Here is a 24,115-nt window from a genome sequence, read left to right on the forward strand (position 1 = left end):
CACGCGCCGGGCTTCGTCATACCGGAGAAGCAGATCGACCGGCCTTGGTCACATCAGCCTGGCGAACGAAGGCTGGTCGATGGACCTACCGGGGGTAGGTGCATCAGCCTGGCGAACGAAGGCCGGTCGATGCCTTTACCCCCGGCGGGTCAGGCGTTGGCGACGCGCTCCTTGAGACCGTCGAGCTCGGCGCGCAGCTCGGCGGGCAGCTCGTCGCCGAACTTGCCGAACCACTCCTCGACCAGGGGGAGCTCCTTCTCCCAGCTGGCCTTGTCGAAGGCCAGCGCGGTGGCGAGCTGCTCGTCGGTCAGGTCGAGGCCGTCGGTGTTGATCTCCTCAGGCTTGGGCAGCAGGCCGATCGGGGACTCGACGCCCTCGGCCTTGCCCTCGAGGCGGTCGACGACCCAGGCGAGGACGCGGGAGTTCTCGCCGAAGCCCGGCCACACGAACTTGCCGTCGTCGTCCTTGCGGAACCAGTTGACCTGAAAGATCTTGGGCAGCTTGTCCGCGTCGCCCTTCTGGCCGATGGTGAGCCAGTGCTGGACGTAGTCACCGGCGTTGTAGCCGATGAAGGGCAGCATGGCCATCGGGTCGCGGCGCACGACGCCGACCGCACCGACCGCGGCGGCCGTGGTCTCCGAGGAGAGCGTGGCGCCCATGTAGGTGCCGTGCGTCCAGTCGCGGGACTGGGCCACGAGCGGGATGGTCGTGGCGCGACGCCCGCCGAAGAGGATCGCCGAGATCGGCACGCCGTTGGGGGAGTCGTACTCCGCCGCGGCCATCGGGCACTGGCTGATCGGTGTGCAGAAGCGGGCGTTGGGGTGGGCGGCCTTCTCCCCCGACTCCGGGGTCCACTCGTTGCCCTTCCAGTCGATGAGCTCGGCGGGCTTCTCGTCGGTCATGCCCTCCCACCAGACGTCGCCGTCCTTGGTGCGGGCGACATTGGTGAACACCGAGTTGCCGGCCTCGATCGTCTCCATCGCGGACCGGTTGGTGCTCCACCCCGTGCCGGGAGCGACGCCGAAGAGGCCGAACTCGGGGTTGACGGCATACAGCCGGCCGTCCTCGCCGAAGCGCATCCAGGCGATGTCGTCGCCGACCATCTCGGCCCTCCAGCCGGGGATGGTGGGGGCGAGCATGGCGAGGTTGGTCTTGCCGCAGGCGCTGGGGAAGGCGGCGGCGATGTAGTGGGTCTTGCCCTCGGGGTTGGTGAGCTTGAGGATCAGCATGTGCTCGGCCATCCAGCCCTCGTCGTGGGCGATGGCGGAGGCGATCCGCAGGGCGTAGCACTTCTTGCCGAGCAGGGCGTTGCCGCCGTAGCCGGACCCGAAGGACCAGATCGCCCGCTCCTCGGGGAAGTGGACGATGTACTTGGTGTCGTTGCAGGGCCACGGGACGTCCTCCTCGCCCTCGGCCAGCGGCGCGCCGACGGAGTGCAGGCACTCGACGAAGTCGGCCTGCGTCTCCTCCATCTGCTTGAGCACGTCCGAGCCGACGCGGGCCATGACGCGCATCGAGGCGACGACGTAGGCGGAGTCGGTGATCTCGACGCCGTACATCGGCTGGTCGGCCTCGAGGTGGCCCATCACGAAGGGGATGACGTACATCGTGCGGCCCTTCATGCACCCCTGATAGAGGTTGCGCATGATGCCCTTCATCTCGTCCGGGGCCATCCAGTTGTTGGTGAAGCCCGCGTCCTTCTCGTCCTTGGAGCAGATGTAGGTGCGGTCCTCCACGCGAGCGACGTCGTTGGGGTCGGACGCGGCGTAGTAGCTGTTGGGCTTCTTGTCGTCGGCGAGCTTGATGAAGGTCCCGGAGTCGACCAGCGCCTGGTTGAGCTGCGCGGCCTCCTCGTCCGTGCCGGTGATCCAGTGGATCTGGTCCGGCGTCGTCAGAGCGGCGATCTCCTCGACCCAGGCCGCGAGCTTCTTGTGCGTGGTGGACATGTGGATCCGGCCATCCCTTCTGGTTGCCGTCATTGGCAAGGTGTGCTTGTCACGGTAACCGCTGCCCACAGGCCGGGCCACCGAGAGAGTCGATCTGGGGGGAAGGTCACACTGAGGCTCACCTTCCCTGACATAGTTGAGTCGAGATTCGTATGACGAGACGCGAGGAGTGCGGTCACGTGCAACAGCTGCTGATGGGTGGGGTCCAGGTCGACGCCGGGAGCGAGCAGGAGGTCATGGACCTCTATCGCGCCGCACTGCGGGGCGAGGGCCGCCCGCTCGCCATCGAGTCCGCCAACCTCGACCACCTGCACTGGTACCCCTCGGGCTCGCACGACCGCTCTGCCGGCTCGGTGGGCGACGGCTCTGGCGGTCTGCGCTGGCTGACCCTCATGGACGGCGCGCCCTTCGTCCTCACGGCCAAGCGGGTGACCGGCGTGACCTACCCCCGGCTGACGGGCGCGAGCCTGCTGGAGCCCCAGCTGCGCGTGGCGGCCGAGGAGGGTGCGTCGGTCGGCTTCCTCGGCGGTATGCCGGACATGCACGTGCGTCTGCGCGAGGAGCTCGGCCGCCGTCTGCCGGACCTCCGCATCGCGGGGACCTGGGCCCCGGAGCGGGCCGACATCACCTCGCCCGAGGGCGCGGCCCGCTGGGCCGAGACGGTGCGCGAGGCCGGCGCCGACGTCGTCGTCGTGGGGCTGGGCAAACCGCGCCAGGAGGACTGGATCCGCGACCACGGCATCGCGTCCGGGGCGCGGGCCCTGCTGGCCTACGGCGCGGCGGCCGACTTCATCGCGGGGACCGTGCAGCGGGCGCCGCAGTTTTACCAGGACAACCACCTCGAGTGGGCCTACCGCCTGTCGCGCGAGCCCAAGCGGCTGGCCCGTCGCTACCTGCTGCAGGGTCCGCCCTCGCTGGCTCGCCTGGTCACCCACACCCGGCCCCGCCGCCGCTACTGAGGCCGCCACCGGCTCGGGCCGGGTCGACCGATTTCGTGGGGAGGCCCCCTCTGCTGTAAAGTCGGACCTCGTTGCGGACGCCCACGGGCGGCGCGGCGACTGCACCCGTAGCTCAACGGATAGAGCATCTGACTACGGATCAGAAGGTTAGGGGTTCGAATCCCTTCGGGTGCGCTCTGTGTTGAGACAGAAGCAAGGGCCCCGGCCGGCGGAGACGCTGGTCGGGGCCCTTCGCATTCCCCTGGGTCCCTGCGGTCCTCGCTGACGCCGAGCCGCGAGGCCCGAGCGCGAGGTCGCGGTGGAGGCGCGGGCGGCTGTCGATGCCGGCGCCTCAGCCGTTCACGTCCACCCCAAGGACGCCGCCGGGGTGGACACCCTGGACGCCGATGACGTGGCGAGGTTCGTGCTGGCCGTTCGACAGGCGTGTCCGGGCGTTCCCGTGGGCGTGACCACCGGCGCCTGGGCGTCACCCGACCCGGCGGCACGGGTCCGGTCGGTCCGGTCGTGGACGGCGCTGCCCGACTTCGCCTCGGTCAACTGGCACGAGGAGGGAGCGGACGACGTCGCCGCCGCCCTGATCGACCGCGGCATCGGCGTCGAGGCCGGGATCTGGCCCGGGGAAGGGCTGGCCCGGTGGCAGGCCTCGCCCTGGCGCGGGAGCTGCTTGCGAGCCTTGGTCGAGCTGGCCGACGTCCCAGACGAGGATGCCGCCGCCTGGGTGGCCCGTCAGGCGACACCACTCGTCGACGGAGTCCACCGCCTCGAGCCGGAGCTCCCGGTCCTGCTCCACGGCGCAGAGGGCAGCACCTGGGCAGCCGTCGACCTCGCTGCCCGACTGGGGCTGGACACCCGGGTCGGCCTCGAAGACACCACCCGGCTGCCGGGCGGCGCGACCGCTGCCGGGAACGCGCAGCTGGTGGAGGCCGCCCTCACCCGCGTCGCCGAGACCCGGTCGAGCAGAGCGCCCGCGGCCGATCCCGACAGCAACGACTGAGCGCGCGGCATGCCGCCGCGGCCTGCCGCGGTCAGGCGGCCCGGAGGCGGTGTGCGCTCTGTCCGGGGGAGAGGTCGAGACGGCGCAGGAGCTGCGCGTTGACGGCCACGACCACGGTGGACAGGGACATCAGGACGGCGCCGACGCTCATGGGGAGGACGAAGCCCACGGGTGCGAGCACCCCTGCGGCGAGTGGCACCGAGACGAGGTTGTAGCCGGCGGCCCACCAGAGGTTCTGGCGCATCTTGGCGTAGGTGGCCCGGGACAGCTCGACCACCGACAGGACCGACCGCGGGTCGGAGGATGCGAGGACGACGCCGGCCGAGCCGATCGCGACGTCCGTGCCGGCCCCGATCGCGATGCCGACGTCCGCCTGGGCGAGGGCGGGAGCGTCGTTGACGCCGTCGCCGACCATCGCGACCCGGCGGCCCTCGGCCTGCAGCTCTGCGACCTTGGCGGACTTGTCCTCCGGTCGGACGCCCGCAAAGACGCGGTCGATGCCGAGCTCGTGGCCGACGGTGTCGGCCACGGCCTGCGCGTCGCCCGTGATCATGACCACCTGTATGCCGAGGTCGTGCAAGGCGTCGACCGTCTCGCGGGACTCGGCCCGGATCTCGTCGGCGAGCCTCAGCGCCCCGGCCACCTCGCCGTCGACCAGGACGTGGAGGATGATCGCGCCCTCGGCGCGCCAGGCATCCGCCGCGGGGAGCTCGCGCTGGGCCCGGTGCTCGAGGAGCTGTGGACCACCGACCTCGACCACGGACCCGTCGACCGTTGCTCGGACGCCCACTGCGGGCGACGACGAGAAGTCGGTGGCGCGCCCCACCGAGATCGCTCGCGCCTGGGAGGCGCCGACGATGGCGCGTGCGAGAGGGTGCTCGCTGTCGGTCTCCGCGGCGGCGGCCAGCGCAAGCAGCTCGTCGGCCGAACGACCCCGGGCGGGCTCCACGGCGGTGACGGTGGGCTCGCCCTTGGTCAGCGTGCCGGTCTTGTCGACGAGCACGGTGTCCACCGTGCGCATGGACTCCAGCGCCAGTCGGTCCTTGACGAGGACACCTCCGCGGGCGGCTCGCTCGGTGGCGATCTGGACGACCAGCGGGATGGCCAGGCCCAGGGCGTGGGGGCAGGCGATGACGAGCACCGTGATGGTGCGGATGACGGCCGAGTCCGGCATACCCGCACTGGTCCAGACGATCGCAGTCACGATCGCGGCCGCGAGCGCGAACCAGAACAGCCAGGCCGCAGCCCTGTCGGCGATCCGCTGGGCTCGCGAGGTGGACGACTGGGCGTCGGCGACCAGAGCGCGGACCCCGGCGAGGGTGGTGTCGTCACCGACGGCCGTCACCTGGACCCGCAGGCCCGAGTCGGTGGCGACGGTGCCCGCGACCACGGCGTCGCCGGCTGCCCGGCGGACGGTCCGCGACTCGCCGGTGATCATGGACTCGTCCATGCTGGCGGACCCGGCGACGATCCGGCCATCCACCGGGACCGAGGCCCCCGGACGGACGACGACGACGTCACCGACCACCAGCTCGGAGGGGTCGACGGCAACCACGTCGTCGCCGACGACCTTCTCGGCCTCGTCCGGGAGGAGGGCGGCGAGCGAGTCGAGCGCGGAGGTGGTCTGGGCCAGAGACCTCATCTCGATCCAGTGCCCGAGGAGCATGATCACCACCAGCAGCGCCAGCTCCCACCAGAAGTCGAGGGTGTGGTCGACCAGCCCCAGGCTCGCGCCCCAGGAGGCCCCGAACGCAACAGTGAGGGCGAGCGCGATGAGCAGCATCATGCCGGGCCTGCGCGAGCGTGTCTCCGACCAGCCGCCCTCGAGAAACGGTCGGCCGCCCCAGAGGTACATCACCGTGCCGAGGACCGGTGAGACCCATGGCAGCCAAGAGCTCTCGGGCAGGGAGTAGCCGGCGAGCATCGCGAACATCTCGCTGAGGCCGACGACCGGGACGGCAAGGACCAGCATCACCCAGAAGAGGCGGCGAAAGACCTCGACGTGGTCCGCGTGCTCGTGCCCGCCGTGGTCGTCGTGACTCCTGTGCTGGGCGTGGTCGTGACGCATGGTCCTGGTCCTCTCGATGTCATATACCCCTAGGGGGTATATGACGGAACAGACTCGCCCCACCGGGTATTCCACCGGGGCCTCGTGCGAAAGAACGTGGGAAAGCCGTCGGGTGCGTGACACTGGGGCCATGCAGCCCGCACCTGCACCGGTCCGTGCCCTGGTCGTCGATGACGAGCCCGTGCTCGCAGGCACGGTTGCCACCTACCTGGACCGGGCCGGCTTCCAGACGTGCGTGGTCGCGGACGGTCGCGAGGCGGTGGAGGTCGCCCGTGGGTGGGTGCCCGAGGTGGTGGTGCTCGACCTGGGCCTGCCCGGGCTGGACGGCGTCGAGGTGTGTCGCCAGATCCGCACCTTCTCCGACTGCTACGTCCTGATGCTGACCGCGCGCGCCGACGAGGTCGACCTGCTGGTGGGGCTGTCCGTGGGGGCCGACGACTACATGACCAAGCCGTTCAGCGCGCGCGAGCTCGTCGCCAGGGTGCACGTCCTGCTGCGTCGCCCGAGGTCGGGTGGGCTGGTCCAGCGCTCGGTCCGCCGCATCTTCGGTGACCTCGTGATCGACCCCGACGCGCGGGAGGTCGAGGTGGGAGGGGTGCTGGTCGACCTGACGCGCACCGAGTTCGACGTACTCGACGCCCTGTCCAGCCAGCCGCGGCTCGCGTACTCGAGGCGCCAGCTCGTGGACGCCGTCTGGGGGCCTGACTGGGTCGGCGACGACCGCCTGGTCGACGTGCACGTCGCCCACGTCCGCCGCAAGCTGGGCGACGATCCCGCCAGCCCGCGCTACGTCTCCACCGTGCGTGGCGTCGGCTACCGGATGGGGACGGGGCGATGACGTCCCGACGGGTGAACGGGTCGCTGACCCACCGGCTGGTGCTCGCCCAGGTGGCGGTGATCGCCGCGATGACCGTCACTATGGTCGTCGCAGCGCTCATCGTCGGGCCGGCGGTGTTCGACCAGCACATGCACGAGGCGGGCCACGGCGAGCAGCCGCAGCTCCTCGCACACGCCCAGGAGGCGTTCCGGTCCGCGGGGCTGGCGTCGATGGGGGCCGGTGTCGCGCTCGCGGTCCTGGCGGCGGTCGGGGCCAGCGCCTTCGTGACCCGCCGGATCGGCCGCGCCCTGGACGCGCTCGCCAGGGGCGCCGACGAGGTCGCCCAGGGCCACTACGACCAGCCGGTGATGATGCAGCCGACGGGGCGAGAGCTGGACGCCGTGGCACGGACGTTCAACGCCATGGCCGGGCAGATCGCCGGCACGGAGGCCACCCGTCGCCGCCTGCTCACCGATCTCTCGCACGAGATGCGCACCCCGATCGCGGCGATCCAGGTGACCCTCGAGGCGGTCGAGGACGGTGTGACACCCCTCGACGACGCGACGCTCGACACGCTGCGCGCCCAGACCCGGCGCCTCGAGCGCCTCGCCACCGACCTCAAAGACGTGTCTGCTGCCGAGGAGGGGCGGCTCGACCTGCGGAGAGAGGCGGTGGACCCGGCCGATGTGGTCCGGGCGGCCACCGGTGCGGCGGCTGCGGCATACGGCCGTCAGGGGGTGCGCCTGGAGCTCGACGTCGGCGAGGACCCTCCTGCGCGGGTGCGCGCCGACCCGTCACGGCTCGGCCAGGTGGTCGACAACCTCCTGCGCAACGCGCTGCAGCACTGCACGGCGGGGGACGGGGTCCGGATCGAGGTGCGCAGCCGCGCGACGGGCACCACGGTCGCGGTCAGCGACACCGGGTCGGGCATCGCGGCTGAGCACCTCCCGCACGTGTTCGAGCGCTTCTACCGCGCTGACCCGGGACGGCGCCGCGATCCCGAGTCCGTCACGGGGACCGGTGTGGGACTGTCCATCTCGCAGGCCATCGTCTCGGCCCACGGAGGCACCCTCGACGTCCGCAGCGACGGCCCGGGCACGGGAGCGACCTTCACCATCGCCTTGCCCCCGGCCTGACCTTCATAGAACCTTCACAGTTCCTGCGGCAGCTCTTCGCAAGCGTGGCGCAGCGTGGTCCCCATCGAGCTCGACCGAACCCGGGAGACCATCATGAGCACGCTGACCGCGGCCACCCCCGCCACGACCGATCACGCACCGCGGCGCGGTGCCGCCACCACCCTCGCGGTCCTCACGGCGCTGGCCGTGGTCGGCGGCCTGGTGGCGCCCGACCGCACCCAGGGCAGCGGCATGGACGGGATGTCGATGACGCATTACATGGGCCTGCTCGCGGTCCAGCAGCCCTGGAACCTCTTGCTGTTCATGGCGATTCCCGTGATCCTCGCCGAGACCCTGGCGATCACGGAGCTGGTCATCCTGTTTGCCCGCCCTGCGCCGTCGTGGGTGCACGGGCTCAGCCGCTGGGCGGGCCTGCTCGCGGGGCCGGTGATGGTCGCGATCCTCGTCCACCTGCTCCGGCACGCCGTCATCCCGCTCACCCTCGACGGTGGATGGCGAGGGCCGGCCGATGTCATCGCGGTCCTGGCCTACCTGCTCGGCGCCGTGCCGATGGTCGGCATCAGCCTCGTGGCGGCGGGCCTGATCGGGCGGGACGAGCGCCACGCCCGCAAGCTGCACGTGGTCTTCGTGGCGGTGTTCCTCGTGGTCGCCCACGTCGCCATGATCGCCGGGATGCTCGACCCCGCCGTCATGGGGTGGACCCAGGGCGGCGGGCAGCACGAGATGCCGGGCGGCACGATGATGCCCGGCATGCACCACTGAGCTCAGACGAGGGCGCTCAGGTGCACGACGGGTCGGGTGCCCGAGGGCGCGGTCTGCTTGGCGGCGCGGGCGACGTCGGCCTCCGACGCGCCGGGGGTGAGCGTGACGGTGAGGGCCAGGCGGCGGCCCTCCCACGTGGCGGTGCACGACTCGACCCCGTCGAGCAGGGCCACGTCGTGGGCCACACCGTCGGCCTCGACGTGCCGGCCGTAGACCTGCCGCCGCCCCTCCACGGGGCCGTGCGCCACCACGCGTCCGTCCGGGAGGAGCGCCGCGAGCTGCCCGGTGGCGACGGTCCCTGACGCGGTGTGGGCGACGAGCTCGCCGACCTGGGTGAAGCCCGTCGTCCGACCGAGGGCGTCACGGATCGCGTAGCCACGGGGGGCGGCGGCGTCGAGCCCGGGCACCGTCAGCTGGTCCGGGGAGAGGACGTCGCCCCAGCGCGGGGCGGGGGATTCCGGCGCGCTGCCGGTGCGCGGGCGGGCCAGGACCGCGGCGGCCTCGGCCTCCTCCGGCAGCAGGTGGTCGACCTCCGTCAGCGGCGTGGCCAGCGTGGCGTGGCTGGCGAGGCGCGCGACGAACGTGGCGAACCGCTCGGCGTGCCAACGGGTCTGGGCGAGGGTGTAGATCTCGCGATGGGCCTCGCACTCGACGGCCAGCGACCCGTCCGCGAGCGGGTGGATCGTCAGCAGCAGGTCGTAGACCGGTCCGCGCTGCAGGGCCTGCGTCGTGACGGTGACTCCGGGGATCACGGGGTCGTCGTCATACGGCATGACGTTGATCGTGGGCCCGTGGAGTCGGCCGGCCCGCCAGGCCGACGGCACGGCCTCGAAGATCGTCTCTGTCGGCGTCTGCTGGTGGGGTCGGGTCGAGCGGGCGCTGTCGATGACCCGTCGGGTGAGGGAGGCCAGGTCGTCGTCGGGCTCGACGGGGACGCGCAGCGGCAGGACGTTCATCATGTTGACCGTCGTGGCGAGGTCGATGGCGGTGTCGCGACCGAGAACGGGCACGCCGACCACGGCTGAGTCCTCCTCGCTGACGCGAGCGACGTATGCCGCGCCCGCCGCGATCAGCGGGTAGGTCCAGACGCGGTTGCCGACGGTCGCGCCGAGCCCCACGCGCACCGACGACGGCAGCACCACGTCGTGGCGGTGGGGGCGGGCGACGACGTGGTGGGCCCGGTCGGCGGGGGAGACCCGCTCGGGCGCCCCCTGGAGGTACTCGCGCCAGAAGTCGCGCTGATCGTCCTCGGACCGTCGCGGCTGGGCGACGAGCTCCTCCACGGAGGGGTAGGCGCGGTCCGGGAGCTCCGTGCCGGAGACGAGGTGGTTGTAGTGCTCCACGACGCGGTCGCGTCCCAGCCAGGCACCGTAGCCGTCGACCACGGCGTGCAGGGCGCGCTGCACCCACCAGACGCCTGTGCGGCCCACGAGGAGCGTGTTCCTGACGAGGGGCCCACCGCCCGGCACGTCCCACGGCTCGGCGGCGAGCCGGGCGGCGAGGTGGCGAGCTGCCGCGGCCTCGTCGTCGGCTGCGCCCAGAGGGGTGGTGACCACGACGTCGTCGGTGAGGTCGGCGACGTGCTGGGTCACCGGCTCCGTGCTCACGTCGAAGCGCAGCCTCAGGCTCGGCATCTCGAGCGAGACCCGACGCAGGCACTCGGCGAGGACGGCGTCGTCGACCTGCCCGACGAGCTCGGTCAGGAGGGCCACGCCCCAGGCGGGGGATGCGGGATCGGTGAGGTGTCCCTGCAGCATGCCGCGCTGGGCGGGGACGAGGGGGAGCCGACGACGGGTGGCGCGGTCCGTCGAGAGGGCGGCGGCCGAGAACGTCACCGCGTCAGGATAGGTGAACGGCGCGAGCAGCGGGGTCGAGTGCGCCGGACGCTCCCGCCGGGCAACGCCGTCGCGCCGGCCCGCCGTGGCAGAGTGGGCCCCATGAGCGACCAGTTCGATCTCGAGCCCGGCGACAGCGGCGACCAGGACTCCTTCAGCATCGACGACGAGACCCAGCTGAGCGGCGAGGACCAGCTGCTCGACCGGGGCGTGGACGACCTGCTGGACGAGGGCTACTCCCCGCCGGAGCGTCCCCGTGAGGTCGAGAGCTATGGCATCACGGCGCAGGAGCAGCACGACGGGGAGTCGATCGACATGCGCCTCGAGGAGGAGCTGCCGGACGACCCGCAGGACGAGCACGACCCGCGGGCCCACGTGCGCCACGGCGACGACCGGGTGGGCGGGGACGACCCCGACGCGATCTCGGTCGAGGACGACTTCCTGGGTGACCCCGAGGTCGGCGATCGCCGCGCCGGGCGTCTGGTGGCACCCGACGAGGGGGCGCACGAGGACCGTGAGTCCGACCTCCTGGCCAACGACGAGGGGTTCAGCGGCGGCGCCGCATCGGCCGAGGAGGCCGCGGTCCACGTGATCGACGGCGACCCGGACGTGGAGGGTGACCGGGAGTACCCGCGTCAGGGCTGACGACCAGCCGTCCCGGTCCTGTGACCGAGGGCACGATGACGGGCGGCATACCGGTCGGTAGCCTGTGGGGACCGTGATCGCCCGTCGGCGGCTCGGCTCCCACCACAGAGCCGTATGCCGGGGGTGACGCACCGAGACCATCGGCACGAACGGCGACCCATCCCGTCGCGACGACCACGCGCCCAGCGCTGCCACGCCGTCCTTTGGGGTATGCCATGTCCTATGCCCACGCGTCCCGCCTGACCACCACGCCCGACCCGATCGTCCCCGACCCGACCGACCCGATCTTTGCCATGCACCTCGGCGGCAAGATCGAGACCGCCCTGCGGTGCGAGGTCCGGGACGCCACCGACCTCTCTCGTGCCTACAGCCCGGGCGTGGCCAAGGTGTGCACGGCCATCGCGGAGAACCTCTCGCTCGTCGACACCTACACCTCCCGCGCCTCGACCATCGCGGTCGTCAGCGACGGCACCGCGGTGCTCGGGCTCGGCGACATCGGGCCGCACGCCGCCATGCCGGTGATGGAGGGCAAGGCGATGCTGTTCAAGCACTTCGGCGGTCTCAACGCCGTCCCGATCTGCCTGGACACGACGGACGCCGACCAGATCGTCGAGACGGTGGTCGCGCTGGCGCCGACCTTCGGCGGCGTCAACCTCGAGGACATCAGCGCCCCTCGCTGCTTCGAGATCGAGCAGCGGTTGAAGGACCGCCTGGACATCCCCGTCTTTCACGACGACCAGCACGGCACGGCGATCGTCACCCTGGCCGGGCTCATGAACGGCGCGACGGTCCTCGGTCGCGAGCTGGCGTCCCTGCGCATCGCCATCACCGGGGCCGGGGCGGCGGGCGTCGCCATCACCAAGGTGCTGCAGCGCGCAGGGGTGCGCGACATCGTGGTCTGCGACCGCCAGGGCATCATCGGCTCGCACCGCGGTGACCTGCCGCCCCACAAGAGGCAGCTTGCCGCCACCACCAACCACCGGGACCTGTCCGGCGACATCTCGCGGGCACTGCGCGGCGCCGACGTGCTGATCGGCGTGGCCGGGGGCACCGTGCCGGAGGCAGCGGTGAGCCGGATGGCCGAGGACGCCATGATCTTTGCGCTCGCCAACCCCGACCCCGAGGTCCACCCCGACATCGCGGCCCGTCACGCGGCCATCGTGGCGACGGGCCGCAGCGACTACCCGAACCAGATCAACAACGTCCTCGCCTTCCCCGGGATCTTCAAAGGGGCGCTGTCGGTCGGGGCCACCCGCATCACCGAGGGGATGAAGCTGGCGGCGGCTGAGGCCATCGCAGCGTGTGTGCCAGACCCGACGCCCGGTCATGTGGTTCCGAGTCCGTTCGACCCTGCAGTTGTGGAGTCGGTCACCCGTTCAGTCGCTATGGCGGCCCGATCGGAGGGCGTTGCACGTCACTGATGTGGCATTTTCGCTGACGTCGAGTGAGGCTAGACGCACGGATTTCCGCACGCTACGTGGTGGTTAAGGGCCGAAGGGGTGACCGCCGCGTCGGAGTTGGGGTGATCAACACGCGCCCGTCACCTGCGTGCGAGACCCTGTCGGGGTGGCCCTGGCCATCCCCGCGACCGTGCCGCCGGACGGCCGCGAGCGCCCCCGGCCCCCGGAAGCAGATCGGCATGACAGACGTGATCGACTCGCGCGGAAGACATCGCCCACAGGGCGACTCTCTGCCTGCCCGCGTGCGCCCCCGGCCCCTCACGGATCCCGAGCTGCTCGCCTACGCCCCCAACTTCTGGAGTCGCGTGCGCAGCGTGGCGGCGCTCTCGGTGCTCGCCGACGTGGCGGCCTGCATGCTGGCCTGGCTGGTGACCGGAGTCGACGCGCGCCCGGCGCTGCTGATGACGATGATGATCGTGCTGCTCTTCGCCGGCAGCAAGCTCTACGACTCGCGCCTCAACCTGTCGGCCCTCGACGACCTGCCGGTCATCGCGGGCCGCTGGGTCATCGCCTGTGCCGTGGTGGCCATCATGGGAGCCGGGATCGACGGTCGTCCGATGACCAACGTGCTCGACGAGCTGCAGGTGCTGGCTTTCCCGGTGTCCCTCCTTCTCCTGCTTCTCGTGGGCCGCGCCGTGGCCTATGGCGTGATCCGGTGGGCACGATGCAACGGGCGGGTGGGGCACCGCGCCCTGATCGTCGGTGCCGGACTGGTCGGTCACGAGATCGCGCAGCTGCTGCAGGACCACCCGCAGTACGGCCTTCGTCCCTGCTGCTTCCTGGACAGCGATCCCAAGGTCGTCGACTCCAGGGACGGCCTGCCGGTGCTGGGCGGCCCCGAGGTCCTGGAGCGCACCCTCGTGGACAACCGGATCCACGTCGTCATCGTGGCCTTCTCCGCCATGAAGGAGTCGGACATGGTGCCGTTCATCCGCACCTGTGACCGCCTCGAGGCAGAGCTGTTCGTCGTCCCGCGGCTGTACGAGCTGCACCACGTCGACGGGGACATGGACACGGTGTGGGGCGTCCCCCTCGTGCGTCTGCGCCGCGCGGCCTACCGATCCGCGATGTGGCGGGTGAAGCGACTGGTCGACATCGTCCTCTCCGGGTTGGCGCTCCTGGTCCTGTCGATCCCCATGGCCATCGTCGCCCTGGGCGTCCGGCTCGACGGTGGCCCGGGGATCATCTTCAAGCAGGAGCGGGTGGGGGTCGACGGGCGTCCCGTCACGGTCATGAAGTTCCGCTCCATGCCTCCGGTCAACGAGGCCGAGTCGCAGACCAACTGGAACATCGCCAAGGACGACCGGTTGAGCAGGTTCGGCAAGTTCATCCGCAAGACCTCGCTGGACGAGCTGCCCCAGCTGCTCAACATCCTGCGCGGCGACATGAGCGTCGTGGGCCCGCGCCCCGAGCGCCCCTACTTCGTGGAGCAGTTCCAAGAGATGTACCCCGCCTACGGGGCTCGCCATCGCGTGCCGTGCGGGTTGACGGGCTGGGCAGCGGTCAACGGCCTGCGTGGCGACACCTCCATCGCGGAGCGTGCTCGGTTCGACAACTACTACATCCAGAACTGGTCGTTGTGGCTGGACATCAAGATCATGCTGCGCACGGTTGGCTCTGTCGTCAGCGGTGCGGGAGGCTGACCACATGCGAGTTCTGCACGTCGCCCAACCTACGGAGGCAGGAGTCGCGAACGTCCTTCTGGCCTTGGTCCGCGACCAGGTCGCGCGTGGCTGGCAGGTGCACGTCGCGTGCCCGGACGGGCCCGGCTCGTTGTCGGGCCGGGCGCAGGCCGAGGGTGCTGAGACGCACCCCTGGTCGGCCACGCGTTCTCCCGGCCCCAGCGTCCCGGCAGAGTGCCGGTCCTTGTCGCAGATTCTTGCGCGGGCCGAGCCCGACGTCGTGGTGCTGCATGCATCCAAGGCGGGACTGGCAGGTCGACTCTGCATCCGCGGCCGGATCCCCACGGTGTTCATGCCCCACTCCTGGTCCTTCGAGGCCGTCCGCGGCGTCGTCGGCCTGGTGTCCCAGCGATGGGAAGTGCTCGCCGCCCGGTGGACCACGCTCGACGTCCTCGTGAGCGAGGAGGAGCGCCACGTGGGCCGCCGGGCGCGCTGCCTGGCGCCACGGGCCGTCGTGATCCCCAACGGCGTGGACGTCGCGCGCTGGTCTCGGGCAGACCGGGTGAGTGCGCGGGCTCAGCTGGGTCTGAGCCACGATCCACTGGTCGTGCTGGTGGGCCGCCTGGCTCGGCAGAAGGGTCAGGATGTCGCGCTCCTCGCGTGGCCGCAGGTGAGAGAAGCGCATCCTTCGGCCCAGCTCGTCATCGTCGGCGACGGCCCCGACCGGGACAAGCTGCAGGCAGAGATGGTGGATGGAGCACGTCTGCAGCCGGGAGGAGACGTGCATCCGTGGTTCGCGGCCGCGGATCTCGTGATCATGCCGTCTCGGTGGGAGGGCATGCCGCTCGTTCTTCTCGAGGCGATGGCGTGCGGGCGCAGCGTGGTGGCGTCCGACGTGGCCGGGGTGCGCCAGGTGCTGGGGGAGTCGGAGGCGATCGTGCCTGTGGAGGACCCAGTAGCACTCGCGGCCCAGATCTCTGCACGGCTCGACGACGTCGGCCTGCGGCGAGCCGAGGAGGACTTCAACGCTCAGCGCATCGCCGAGTCCTTCGATGTCCGCGACACCTCCGCCCAGATGGCGCATCAACTCCTAGAGCTGGCCGGGGCACGGAGCACGTGATCGCGAACCGCCCGCACGACCCGCAGCCGCCTTCCTGGCCGGCGCGTCGTGACGCCGCCGTGAGTCGCCGCGCCGCCCTGGGGATGGCACTGACCATGGCTGTCGCCGCCTGTTCCAGTCCGGGTGAGCCGGTTGCCCGCGCCACGTACCACCCCCCGTTCGGCGGCGTGACGGTTCCCTTGCCGGGTGCTCGCACCGGCCAGACCCTGGATACCTGGAAGCGAGACGTGGCCGCAGTCGCAGACAGCGGGCTCCGCCTCATCCGGGCGCCGCTGTCGTCGTGGGTCGGCAGCTCACCCTCCGGAGCCAAGGGCCTCGACTTCTCCACCCAGCTTGCGAAGGACAACCTGCGTGCACTCGACCACGCCAAGGAGAAGGGGTTGTCGGTGCTGGTGGCGACCGCCGGGCACGCGGGCGGACCATACTCGGGCACGGCGGTCGCGTACATCGACGTGGCGCGTCAGTACCTCGGGGCTCTCGCTTCGAGGCTTGGCGCCCGGGTGGATGCCTGGCAGGTGTTCAACGAGCCAGATCGAGGGCACTTCCGGACCTATGCACCTGTCAGCCCTGACCCGGGCTACTGGTTGGAGCTGAGGAGGACCCTCGACGCGGGGAAGGAGGCGATCAGCGAAGCCCTTCCGGGGGTGCCCCTGACCACGAACCTCGGAGGTTGGCCCTGCAACGACGAGGTCGAGTCGTCGTGGGTCCAGGCCCTGGACGTCATCTCCCCTGCCCTGGACGTCATCGGCCTCGACTGCTACTGCGGCACGGACCTGGCCCTCATCGATGCTCTGGCGGGACGGGTGCAACGCATCGGCGCTCGATACACCAAGCCGGTGTGGATCGTCGAGACGGGTGCGCCCGTCGATCCCGAGAACCGCATCACGGCGCAGACGCAAGGCCGCTACGGCGCTGCCCACGTCCAGTCCTTGCGCCGCGGGGGAGCCGCGATGGTCGGGTGGTATGACCTGCGTGACCCCCTCGCGGGCGCGGAGCGTGGTTATGGTCTCCTCGACTCCTCGTGGAAGCCCAAGCCGGGCTTCGACACGCTGGTGAAGGAACTGTCATGACCAGCCCAGACCTGGAGCCGGCCCTCACCGACCAAGGACGTACCGGGACGGTGTCCGTCGCGACGAAGGCACTCGGAGTGCTGCGTCGGGGATGGCTGGGTCTGCTCGGGCAGGGGCTGAGCTTCCTTGCCATGCTCATGCCGATCGCCTTCGCGGAGTTCCAGCAGCTCTCGACACTTCTCGTCGCCAGCGCCGGAGCGCAGGTCCTGTCCTATACCTTCACGCTCGGCTTCCCCAGTGTCTTCCCCAGGATCAGGGAGGCCCACCGCATGCGGTCCGCCATCCTGGCCTCCGGTGGATGCGCTTCGGCAGTGTGCCTCCTCCTGCTCGCTGCTGGAGCGGGCTTGGCCCTGGCGGGACGGCCGGGTCCCGCCGCGATCTCGCTCGCATGGGGTGGCATGACCGCCTGCCAGGCCCTGTACCTCATGACGGCGGGTGCGGCGGTCCGCTACGGCAACTACCCGGTGATCGCGACAGGTCGCCTTGTCTACGGCGCCGCCATGGCGGCGGGAACGCTCATCGCCTGCCTCTGGTCGCCGACGCGTTTCGGGCTGGTTCTCGCCGCGAGCCTGGCCTACGTGGTGGCGGCCACCTTCGTGTGCTTCGCGAACCGGGTCGACCTGGCCGCGACCCTGACCCAGCGGGAGCGCGACACCACCGGGTCGGGCGTGAGGGCATACCTGAGGGACACCCGCGAAGCCTCCGTCTCAGCGGCGTTCACCGGTCTTGCTTCGCAGCTGAACCTGCTCATCATCCCCGGCATCGGCGTCTACCACGACGCTTGGACCGGGCTGATGCGCCTGGCCGGCGGAGTGACGACGGTGAGCATGCAGCTCATCGCACCTGCTCTCGACATCCAGGTGTCGCAGGGCGTTCGCGACCACCGGCCCCGTGACGTGCTGCGCGGGGTCAAAGGGCAGCTCTACGCGGGTCTTGGTCTGGGTGTCCTCACGATCGTCGTCGCCCTGCCGCTGCTCTCCGTAGTCGGCGCGTTGGACGCCCTGCACGGTCAACAAGTGGTCACGGTCAGCGTCGCAGGCACGTTGTACGTCGTCGCCATGATCTCGGTCTCAGCGATGTTCAACACCCTGCTGCTGCTCGGTGAGGACCGATCGCGTCTGCTGTGGGCGGTCGGCAAGTCAGCGCTGCTCGCCGCGGTTATCGTCGGCGGGGGAGACCACAGACTTCAGTGGTGCGTCCTGGTCGAGGTCGTGACCGACCTGGCCTACATCGCCCTCGTCTGGCGCGGGATGGGCAAGCGATCGGTCAGTGCTCGGGGACGCCATCGGCGAAGCCGGCGGCTCTTGGGGGGAGCGCGATAGCCATGAGGCACAGAAGGTCGGGCGGACCCCGCCTCAACCACGACGCGATCGGCCAGACGCTGCCGGCCGCTATCGTCGCGGTCTTCTTCCCGATCTCCTTGATCGTGGGACTCAACAACAAGGCGTTGCTCCCTGAGAAGTTCTTCTACGACTCAGCGACGCTGCGCTCTCGGATGCCTGTCGGAGATCCGTCTTCAGATGATTCGTTCATCGTGATGGGCTGGATCTATCGGCAGCTTGGAGGCATGAACCACTACGCGGAGGTTCAGATCGCGCAGATGGTCATCTTCGCGGTCCTCCTGCTCACCTGCGTTCCTTGGCGGCGCCTCTCGACGTTCGGGCCGCTGGCGACGGCCGGGGTGCTCTACGCCCTCGTCAGCAGCGCCGTCTACCTGGCGCAGTATTCGAAGGAAAGCCTGGTCGTCGTCCTCGTGCTGCTGCTCCGCGTCCTGCCGAAGCACTGGTCGATGGACCTGGCGTTCGTGGGGGCGCTGGCGGTCTATGCGCAGCACATTCGCACCTACTGGTACATCATCGCCGGCCTCTATCTCGTGCTGCGTGTGTTGCTGCCGCGCCTTCGGTCGATGGGGTGGCTCCCGATCCTGGCCCTGGTTGGATATGTGGTGATGGCCTTCGGACTGCAGGCGGTGATGGGGCAGCCACTCTCCTACGCTCGCGACGTCGTCTCAGAGAGCCGCACCTTCTCCCAGGATGCACAGTCGGCCATCCAGAACTATCTGCCTACGGCCAACCCGGTCCTGGGCGGACTCAATGCGTGGCTGACGCTGGCGACCCTCATCGTTCCTCTGCCGCTCCTCCTGTCCCCGAACCCGCTCTACCTCGTCTTCTGCGCTGTCACGATCGGCCTGTGGGTAGGCCTCGTCCTGTCGCTGCGCCGATTGCTGGCAGCAGGCCGTCTGAGAGTCGATGTGGGTCTGACGCGGGCGGTGAGCATGATCTTTGCCCTGATCTTCGCCCAGGCCCTGTTCGAGCCCGACTTCGGCTCCTACCTCCGACACAGCCTCCCCACGATGCCACTCTTCTTCCTCGTGTACGCGCGGGCACAGCAGCTCCCCTCGCGCCGAGCCCCACTAGCCGCACGCAGCCGAACGGAGCCGAACCATGTGGTCTGACGCCTTCAAGCAAGATCTCGTCCGAGCGGGCGGCCTCTCCCGCATCGTCACCGTGAGGATGCTGGCAACGGGCCTCTTCCGCCTGTCCCAGGCAGCCGGCGCCAATCACCCACTTCTCGGAACCCTCGTCAAGCAGCTCAATCACCTGGTCACGGGGGCGGACATCGCCTGGCAGGCTCAGCTGGGGCCAGGCCTCGCGCTGTTCCACCCTACGGGGGTGGTCGTCGGCGAACACGTCCGGGCGGGTGCCAGGTGCACCATCCAGCAGGGTGTGACGCTCGGCGGGCTGGGGGGAGACCAGGCGAATCCCGACGGGTTCCCGGTGCTGGGGGACGATGTGTTTCTCGGAGCAGGTTGCCGAGTCATCGGCCCGGTCAGTGTCGGAGACGGTGCCAAGGTGGGGGCGAACGCCGTGGTCGTCAAGGACGTGCCCCCGCACGCCGTGGCCGTCGGGATCCCCGCGCGCAACCGGGAGGCGAGGTGACCGTCGTGGATCGGGGTGAGCTGACGGTTCTCGTGCTGCACTGGGGTCGCACGGCGTCGGGGCCCGCACTGACCCTCAGGATCGCCGACAGCCTCCGGGGCGTCCCGGGTGTGCGAGCCCTGATCTCCTACTCGTCCGACGCCGAGATCGCTCAGGACTTCGCCGAGCTGGGGCTCGACTCCTTCCCCGTCCGCACCTGGGCCTCTGCGCGTGATGTGCCGAGGGCACTGATCGAGCTTCCCTTGACGCTGACCCGGCTGGTGCTGTTCCTGAGGCGGCATCGCGTCGACGTGGTCCTCGTGCCCATGGACCAAGTCCTCCAGTCCTTCGTCACCTGGGCATTTCGCCTCGGGGGCGCTTCGTACGTCCATTGCCTGCACGATGGTCAGCTGCACCTCGGCGAGGCCTCCAGGCTCCATGACAGGCTTCGCAGGATCCACCTCCGTCCGGCGAACCGCGTCGTCGTCTTCAGCGAGTCGGTGCAGCAGATCGCCTTGAAGGACTGGGGATTTCGCCCGGATCAGGTTGACCTGACCCATCTGCCACCCATCATGGGCCGGGAGACGCCTCGTTCGTCCGCACGCTCTCTCCCTGATGACCGCCCGGTCGTCCTGGGCATGTTCGGCCGAGTAGTGGCGTACAAGGGGTTCGATCTCGCGGTCGAGGCGGGCAGATTGCTGAGGGGTCGAGGTCAGCACGTGGTGGTCCGGCTCGTGGGGAAGGGGATCTCATCGGCGGTTCCGGACCGTGAGGAGTGGCTCGACCTGCAGGACAGGTGGGTCGGTGACACCGAGGTCATGGAGACCATCGCCGGGTTCGACCTGCTGCTGCTGCCCTACCGTGAGGCCAGCCAGTCGGGGGTTCTCACCGAGGCGCTGGCGCTGGGCGTTCCCGTCGTGGCGACCCCCGTCGGTGGCCTGTCAGAGCAGGTGACCGTGGCGGGCGCAGGCCGGGTGGCCACGGCCGTCTCTGCAGGCGCGCTGGCCGAGGCGATCGACCACCTGCTGGACCCTGAGGCCTACACGGCGGTCTCGATGGCAGAGCTGGAGGCCGCGGATGGGCCGATGAGCTGGAGGGGCTTCATGGCTGACGTCGTCGATTCGCTTCGGCGAGCGCGATGATCGTGCCGGCGCGGATCCGCCGCGTCCTGGTCCCTGCATTGGCGGTGGTGGCCGCCACGGGTGCCTGCCTGCTCGCCGTACTGGCATGGACCGTCAACGCCCCCCGCAGCGATGCCGGCGGCAAGACGGACGTCCTCCTCGTGCTGGGGCCATCCACCCCCGCGCGGCTGTCCGTGGCGGAGGACCTGATGTCGCGAGCCGAGGCCGACGTGATGGTGGTCAGCGCACACCCTTCCGACACGTTGTGGGAGGTGCCCAAGCCGTGCCGAGGTGGCATGCCCTACCCCGTCTACTGCTTCGACCCGAGCCCGGCCACGACCCAGGGGGAGGCTCGATCCGTGGCCCAGCTCATGCGTGAACATGGCTGGTCGTCCGTGCGAGCGCTGACCTACACACCCCACGTGGAGCGGGCACGGATCCTCCTTGAGCGGTGCATCGCGGGCGAGGTGAAAATGCAAGAAGTTCGCCAGCCCTACGACCGCTGGTACCAGCTCGCCTATCAGGGGGGCGGATACGCGAAGACTTTTGCTCGCTGGGGCTGCTGAACGCGCCGTGGACCACGGCGCGGATGAACGAGTGCGGGGAGACTGGGGACGATGACAACGATCCGAGCAACATCGAGCACGCCTACCTGGGTCATCCGGCCGGGCGGTGCACTCGCCGTGCAGGTGCACCGACCACAGAACGGCGAAGCGCGGGGGGTCGTGGTGCTGGCGCCGCCCATAGCCCGGGAATGGGCCATCACCTACCGAGCGATGAGGTCACTGGCCTGCCAGCTCACAGATGAGGGCTTCATCGCGGTTCGGTTCGCGTTCACGGGCGATGGCGACTCCCAGGGGCGTGTGGGCGACGACCTGGCTGACGAGCTGGTCAGCGATCTCGCAGCCGTCGTGGAGCTGGCGCGTTCGCTCGCCCCCGACGTGCCGCTCAGCGTCATCGGCCTGCGGATGGGTGGCTGCGTGGCTGCCATGTTGCCCGAACGTGCCCGCGGGAACCTGCTCGCCTGGGAGCCGGTGGAGCCCAGGCGTTGGCTGAGGGGCCAGCGAGCGATTCGACGGTTGTCGGTCAGCACCCCGCCGCGCAGCGACCTGGGCACCGAGATACTGGGGGCTCTGTACACGAAGGCTCAGGTGAGCAGCCTGCGGAACCTCGCTGAGCCGGGAGCGACGACACCAGCGTGCGTCGTCCGTCACGAGGCCGATGAGTCTGTGTCCAGCGCTCTCTACGCCACGGATGTCGCTCACGCGACGACACCGTTTGCCTCGCTGGACGAGATCGTCGCCTGGGTCCCACGTTCGGCGCCCCGGCAGGTTCGTGAGTGGTCTCCTGTCGTCAGCTACGTGGAGAGCACGACGGACGGAGCCGTCTCGCACACGTTCACCGCCATCACGGAGTTCGGGCTCCCCGCAGTCGTGAGCGAATCGCTGGACAGGGAATCGTCCTGCACCGTCATCTGCGCTCAGGGCTCCATGGAGTCGATGTGTGGTCCAGGCGGTCTGTGGGCGCAGATGAGTGGTCCGTTGGCGGCAGCCGGGGCCCGTGTGATCCGCACCGACCGCAGAGGTACGGGAGATCTCAGCAACCCGATGCGCCACCGAGAGCCGCTTCCCTACTCCGACCGAGGGGTCGAGGACTATCGCGCCATCGTTCGGGCCTGCGCTGACCGCGGGCACCCTGTCGTGTGCGTCGGAATCTGCGCCGGTGCGTGGTACGCCGGCCTCTCTGCACGGGGCGGAGGCGTCGATCGTGTCGTGGGGTTCAACAATCCGGTCTGGGGATTGTCTCCGCGGCCCTATCGAGCCCTGCTTGCGGCCAAGGACCGCATCAACATGGCCCGCGGGGTCTTCGACCTAGCGACGGCAGCTGCTGGCACGAGCCCCGAGCCGGTCGAAGGCACGTCGATCGCGAAGGCCGAGGACACCGGGCTCGTCCGGGGCCGTGGACCGGTATGGACGATTCTGATAGCAGCGGCGCGCTGGGCCGTAGGGACAGTCCCTGACAGTCTTCGCCTCCGGGCAGCAAGGGTGGGTCTGGCACAGGACCCTTCCGTCCTGGTGGGCGCTGCTCCGTCGGACACCTCGTTCGACTACCTGTTCGGTAACGACGACTGGCCGTCCTTTGCGAGCATCGGCGGGGACGACGCCTTCGTGGGACCGCGAGCCGGCGGTCAGCGGATCACGTCCCAACGACAGGACGTGCTTGACCATGGGCTTCTCTCAGTCGATGCCCGTACCTTTGTCACGGAGTATCTGCGCGGCGTGGTGAGGGACCTGACGGCGTCAGAGGCCGACCGCAGGGGTGAGGGGTTGTCCGACTCCCAGGAAACGTCGAAGGGTGTGACACCGTGAGCTTTGCTCAGATCTCGAGGTCGATCTCCGGTGCCTGGAAGGCCCTGGTGGTGGCCCTCCTCCTGGGGGCCGTTCTCGGGTACGCGGCCGGACGTCTGATGGCCCCTGGGTGGACCTCCTCCGCTGCCGTCGTGATGAGCTCGGCGACGAACGAAGGGGCCCCCAGCCTCCTTGCCAGGGTGCCGAGCTACGCACAGCTGGCGACGTCGCAGCGCGTGCTCGCCCCGGTGAGCGCCCAGTTCGACGTCGAAGACCTCTCGTCGCAGATCACGGGCACCTATGGCGACGGCACGTACCTGGTCCTCGTGTCCGGCACGGACCCTGACAAGGGGCGTGCCATCCAGCTGACCGAGGCTGTGGCCAACAGCTACACCAGGGAGCTCAACGGCGCGTTCGGCGGGGCCATCACCAAGGCGCAGGCCGTGGAGGCCTCGGTCGTAGAGCACGCTGACACCGCCGAGCCCGCGGGAAAGCTCTCACCTCCCGTCCTGGCGGTTCTGGGGGCGGTCCTCCTGCCGCTGCTCCTCCTCGCGTCGCTCATCGTCAGGGACAGCAGGCCGGCCGAGAGGCGTGCGGCGCGCTCGGTGGCTCGACGAGGGGGGTCGACGCAGACGGCGAAGTCGATCGCTCCTCTCGCGGCCGCCGCCGTCGTCGGTGCTCTGGTCGGGGCGGTCGCGACCGCTGCCATCCACGCCCCTTACGTGTCCAAGGCAACCCTGCTCGTCTCGCCGAACACGGCCGAGGGGGCCGCTACGTTCCTCGACCGTGTGCCCACCCTGGCGCAGTTCGGCTCCACCGACTCGGTGCTCGGACCCGCTGCGGCGCGACTCGGCATGGCTGGTGGCGCCCAGTCGCTCGCTCCCATGGTCGAGGTGAGCTCGCCCGCCAAGACGATCCTCATCAACGTCGAGGCGAGCGCCCCCGAAGCGTCCAGGTCGCATGACATCGCGGCGGCCGTGTCCGAGCAGCTGAGGACAGTCCTCCTGCAGACCTACGGCCGCGAGAAGCCGACCAACGAGTCCGTGAACGTCGCTGTGGTGGACCCGGCCCAGGTGGCCAAGAGGTCCGACCCGGTGAGTCCTCCGATCGGGGGTCTCGTGGGGGCGCTCCTCGGCATCGGCCTCGCTTATGCCATCAGGGCCTTGGTGCGCGCAGCTCGATCCCCTGGTCCCGCGGGGACGGACGGGGCCGAAGGCAGGCGCGGCAGCGACCACGGCGACACGGCCCGCGTCCCGGACGAAGGACAGGAGTGAGGCCGCTGGGGCTCGGCGGT

Annotated in this window: 20 protein-coding genes and 1 tRNA gene; 18 read left to right on the forward strand and 3 right to left on the reverse strand. The window is 70.2% G+C overall.

Annotation, left to right across the window (positions count from 1 at the left end; translation table 11 throughout):
- Positions 1-149: 149 nt before the first annotated feature.
- The gene (locus B4K29_RS07815; protein ID WP_376786844.1) at positions 150-1,979 is read right to left on the reverse strand and encodes a phosphoenolpyruvate carboxykinase (GTP); all 1,830 of its coding nucleotides are present in this window, start codon (positions 1,977-1,979) and stop codon (positions 150-152) included.
- A 119-nt stretch (positions 1,980-2,098) separates the two neighbouring features.
- On the opposite strand from B4K29_RS07815, the gene B4K29_RS07820 reads away from it, so the two are divergent.
- The 3 genes from B4K29_RS07820 to B4K29_RS07830 all read left to right on the forward strand — a co-directional run bounded on the left by B4K29_RS07820 (position 2,099) and on the right by B4K29_RS07830 (position 3,899).
- Positions 2,099-2,905, forward strand: coding sequence for a WecB/TagA/CpsF family glycosyltransferase (locus tag B4K29_RS07820; protein ID WP_286966941.1), 807 nt, complete (start codon positions 2,099-2,101; stop codon positions 2,903-2,905).
- A gap of 101 nt (positions 2,906-3,006) precedes the next feature.
- A tRNA-Arg gene (locus B4K29_RS07825) sits at positions 3,007-3,079 on the forward strand.
- Between the two features lie 124 nt (positions 3,080-3,203).
- Positions 3,204-3,899 carry a 3-keto-5-aminohexanoate cleavage protein gene (locus B4K29_RS07830; protein WP_286966942.1) on the forward strand — a complete coding sequence of 232 codons (696 nt, stop codon included), beginning with the start codon at positions 3,204-3,206 and terminating at the stop codon, positions 3,897-3,899.
- Positions 3,900-3,930: 31 nt separating this feature from the next.
- On the opposite strand, the gene B4K29_RS07835 is transcribed toward B4K29_RS07830, so the two are convergent.
- Positions 3,931-5,967 (reverse strand): heavy metal translocating P-type ATPase, encoded by a 2,037-nt coding sequence (locus tag B4K29_RS07835; protein ID WP_239261574.1) that lies wholly within the window; start codon positions 5,965-5,967, stop codon positions 3,931-3,933.
- A 130-nt stretch (positions 5,968-6,097) separates the two neighbouring features.
- Here B4K29_RS07835 and B4K29_RS07840 point away from each other — a divergent pair, with 130 nt between their 5' ends.
- The 3 genes from B4K29_RS07840 (at position 6,098) to B4K29_RS07850 (ending at position 8,682) form a co-directional block, all read left to right on the forward strand.
- Entirely contained in the window at positions 6,098-6,805 is a 708-nt protein-coding gene (locus B4K29_RS07840; protein ID WP_286966943.1) for a response regulator transcription factor, read from the forward strand.
- Entirely contained in the window at positions 6,802-7,920 is a 1,119-nt protein-coding gene (locus tag B4K29_RS07845; RefSeq protein ID WP_286966945.1) for a sensor histidine kinase, read from the forward strand. The genes B4K29_RS07840 and B4K29_RS07845 overlap by 4 nt, the downstream gene beginning before the upstream one ends.
- 93 nt (positions 7,921-8,013) lie before the next feature.
- Positions 8,014-8,682, forward strand: coding sequence for a DUF6803 family protein (locus B4K29_RS07850; RefSeq protein WP_286966946.1), 669 nt, complete (start codon positions 8,014-8,016; stop codon positions 8,680-8,682).
- 2 nt (positions 8,683-8,684) lie between these two features.
- On the opposite strand, the gene B4K29_RS07855 is transcribed toward B4K29_RS07850, so the two are convergent.
- On the reverse strand, positions 8,685-10,517 hold the full coding sequence (locus tag B4K29_RS07855) for a condensation domain-containing protein (protein ID WP_286966947.1): 1,833 nt from the start codon (positions 10,515-10,517) through the stop codon (positions 8,685-8,687).
- A gap of 102 nt (positions 10,518-10,619) precedes the next feature.
- Here B4K29_RS07855 and B4K29_RS07860 point away from each other — a divergent pair, with 102 nt between their 5' ends.
- The 12 genes from B4K29_RS07860 to B4K29_RS07915 all read left to right on the forward strand — a co-directional run bounded on the left by B4K29_RS07860 (position 10,620) and on the right by B4K29_RS07915 (position 24,095).
- Positions 10,620-11,162, forward strand: a complete 543-nt coding sequence (locus B4K29_RS07860; RefSeq protein ID WP_286966948.1) for a DUF5709 domain-containing protein — start codon at positions 10,620-10,622, stop codon at positions 11,160-11,162.
- Positions 11,163-11,377: 215 nt separating this feature from the next.
- Positions 11,378-12,583 carry an NAD(P)-dependent malic enzyme gene (locus tag B4K29_RS07865; protein WP_376786843.1) on the forward strand — a complete coding sequence of 402 codons (1,206 nt, stop codon included), beginning with the start codon at positions 11,378-11,380 and terminating at the stop codon, positions 12,581-12,583.
- A gap of 218 nt (positions 12,584-12,801) precedes the next feature.
- On the forward strand, positions 12,802-14,265 hold the full coding sequence (locus B4K29_RS07870; RefSeq protein ID WP_286966949.1) for a sugar transferase: 1,464 nt from the start codon (positions 12,802-12,804) through the stop codon (positions 14,263-14,265).
- 4 nt (positions 14,266-14,269) lie between these two features.
- Positions 14,270-15,364: a glycosyltransferase gene (locus B4K29_RS07875; RefSeq protein ID WP_286966950.1), complete on the forward strand. Its 1,095-nt coding sequence runs from the start codon at positions 14,270-14,272 to the stop codon at positions 15,362-15,364.
- Positions 15,361-16,434 carry a hypothetical protein gene (locus tag B4K29_RS07880; RefSeq protein ID WP_286966951.1) on the forward strand — a complete coding sequence of 358 codons (1,074 nt, stop codon included), beginning with the start codon at positions 15,361-15,363 and terminating at the stop codon, positions 16,432-16,434. Before B4K29_RS07875 ends, B4K29_RS07880 begins: the two co-directional genes overlap by 4 nt.
- The gene (locus B4K29_RS07885) at positions 16,386-17,756 is read left to right on the forward strand and encodes a hypothetical protein (protein ID WP_286966953.1); all 1,371 of its coding nucleotides are present in this window, start codon (positions 16,386-16,388) and stop codon (positions 17,754-17,756) included. Before B4K29_RS07880 ends, B4K29_RS07885 begins: the two co-directional genes overlap by 49 nt.
- Before the next feature lie 2 nt (positions 17,757-17,758).
- Entirely contained in the window at positions 17,759-18,889 is a 1,131-nt protein-coding gene (locus B4K29_RS07890; protein WP_286966954.1) for a hypothetical protein, read from the forward strand.
- Positions 18,879-19,373 carry a serine O-acetyltransferase gene (locus tag B4K29_RS07895; protein ID WP_286966956.1) on the forward strand — a complete coding sequence of 165 codons (495 nt, stop codon included), beginning with the start codon at positions 18,879-18,881 and terminating at the stop codon, positions 19,371-19,373. Before B4K29_RS07890 ends, B4K29_RS07895 begins: the two co-directional genes overlap by 11 nt.
- 5 nt (positions 19,374-19,378) lie before the next feature.
- Positions 19,379-20,494 (forward strand): glycosyltransferase family 4 protein, encoded by a 1,116-nt coding sequence (locus B4K29_RS07900; RefSeq protein ID WP_286966957.1) that lies wholly within the window; start codon positions 19,379-19,381, stop codon positions 20,492-20,494.
- Positions 20,491-21,039, forward strand: coding sequence for a hypothetical protein (locus tag B4K29_RS07905; RefSeq protein WP_286966958.1), 549 nt, complete (start codon positions 20,491-20,493; stop codon positions 21,037-21,039). Before B4K29_RS07900 ends, B4K29_RS07905 begins: the two co-directional genes overlap by 4 nt.
- Positions 21,040-21,090: 51 nt before the next feature.
- Positions 21,091-22,842, forward strand: a complete 1,752-nt coding sequence (locus B4K29_RS07910; protein ID WP_286966960.1) for an alpha/beta fold hydrolase — start codon at positions 21,091-21,093, stop codon at positions 22,840-22,842.
- Positions 22,843-23,021: 179 nt separating this feature from the next.
- Entirely contained in the window at positions 23,022-24,095 is a 1,074-nt protein-coding gene (locus B4K29_RS07915; RefSeq protein ID WP_286966962.1) for a hypothetical protein, read from the forward strand.
- Positions 24,096-24,115: the final 20 nt, after the last annotated feature.

The sequence above is a fragment of the Arsenicicoccus sp. UBA6765 genome, from assembly GCF_002453335.1.
GTDB lineage: Bacteria > Actinomycetota > Actinomycetes > Actinomycetales > Dermatophilaceae > Arsenicicoccus > Arsenicicoccus bolidensis.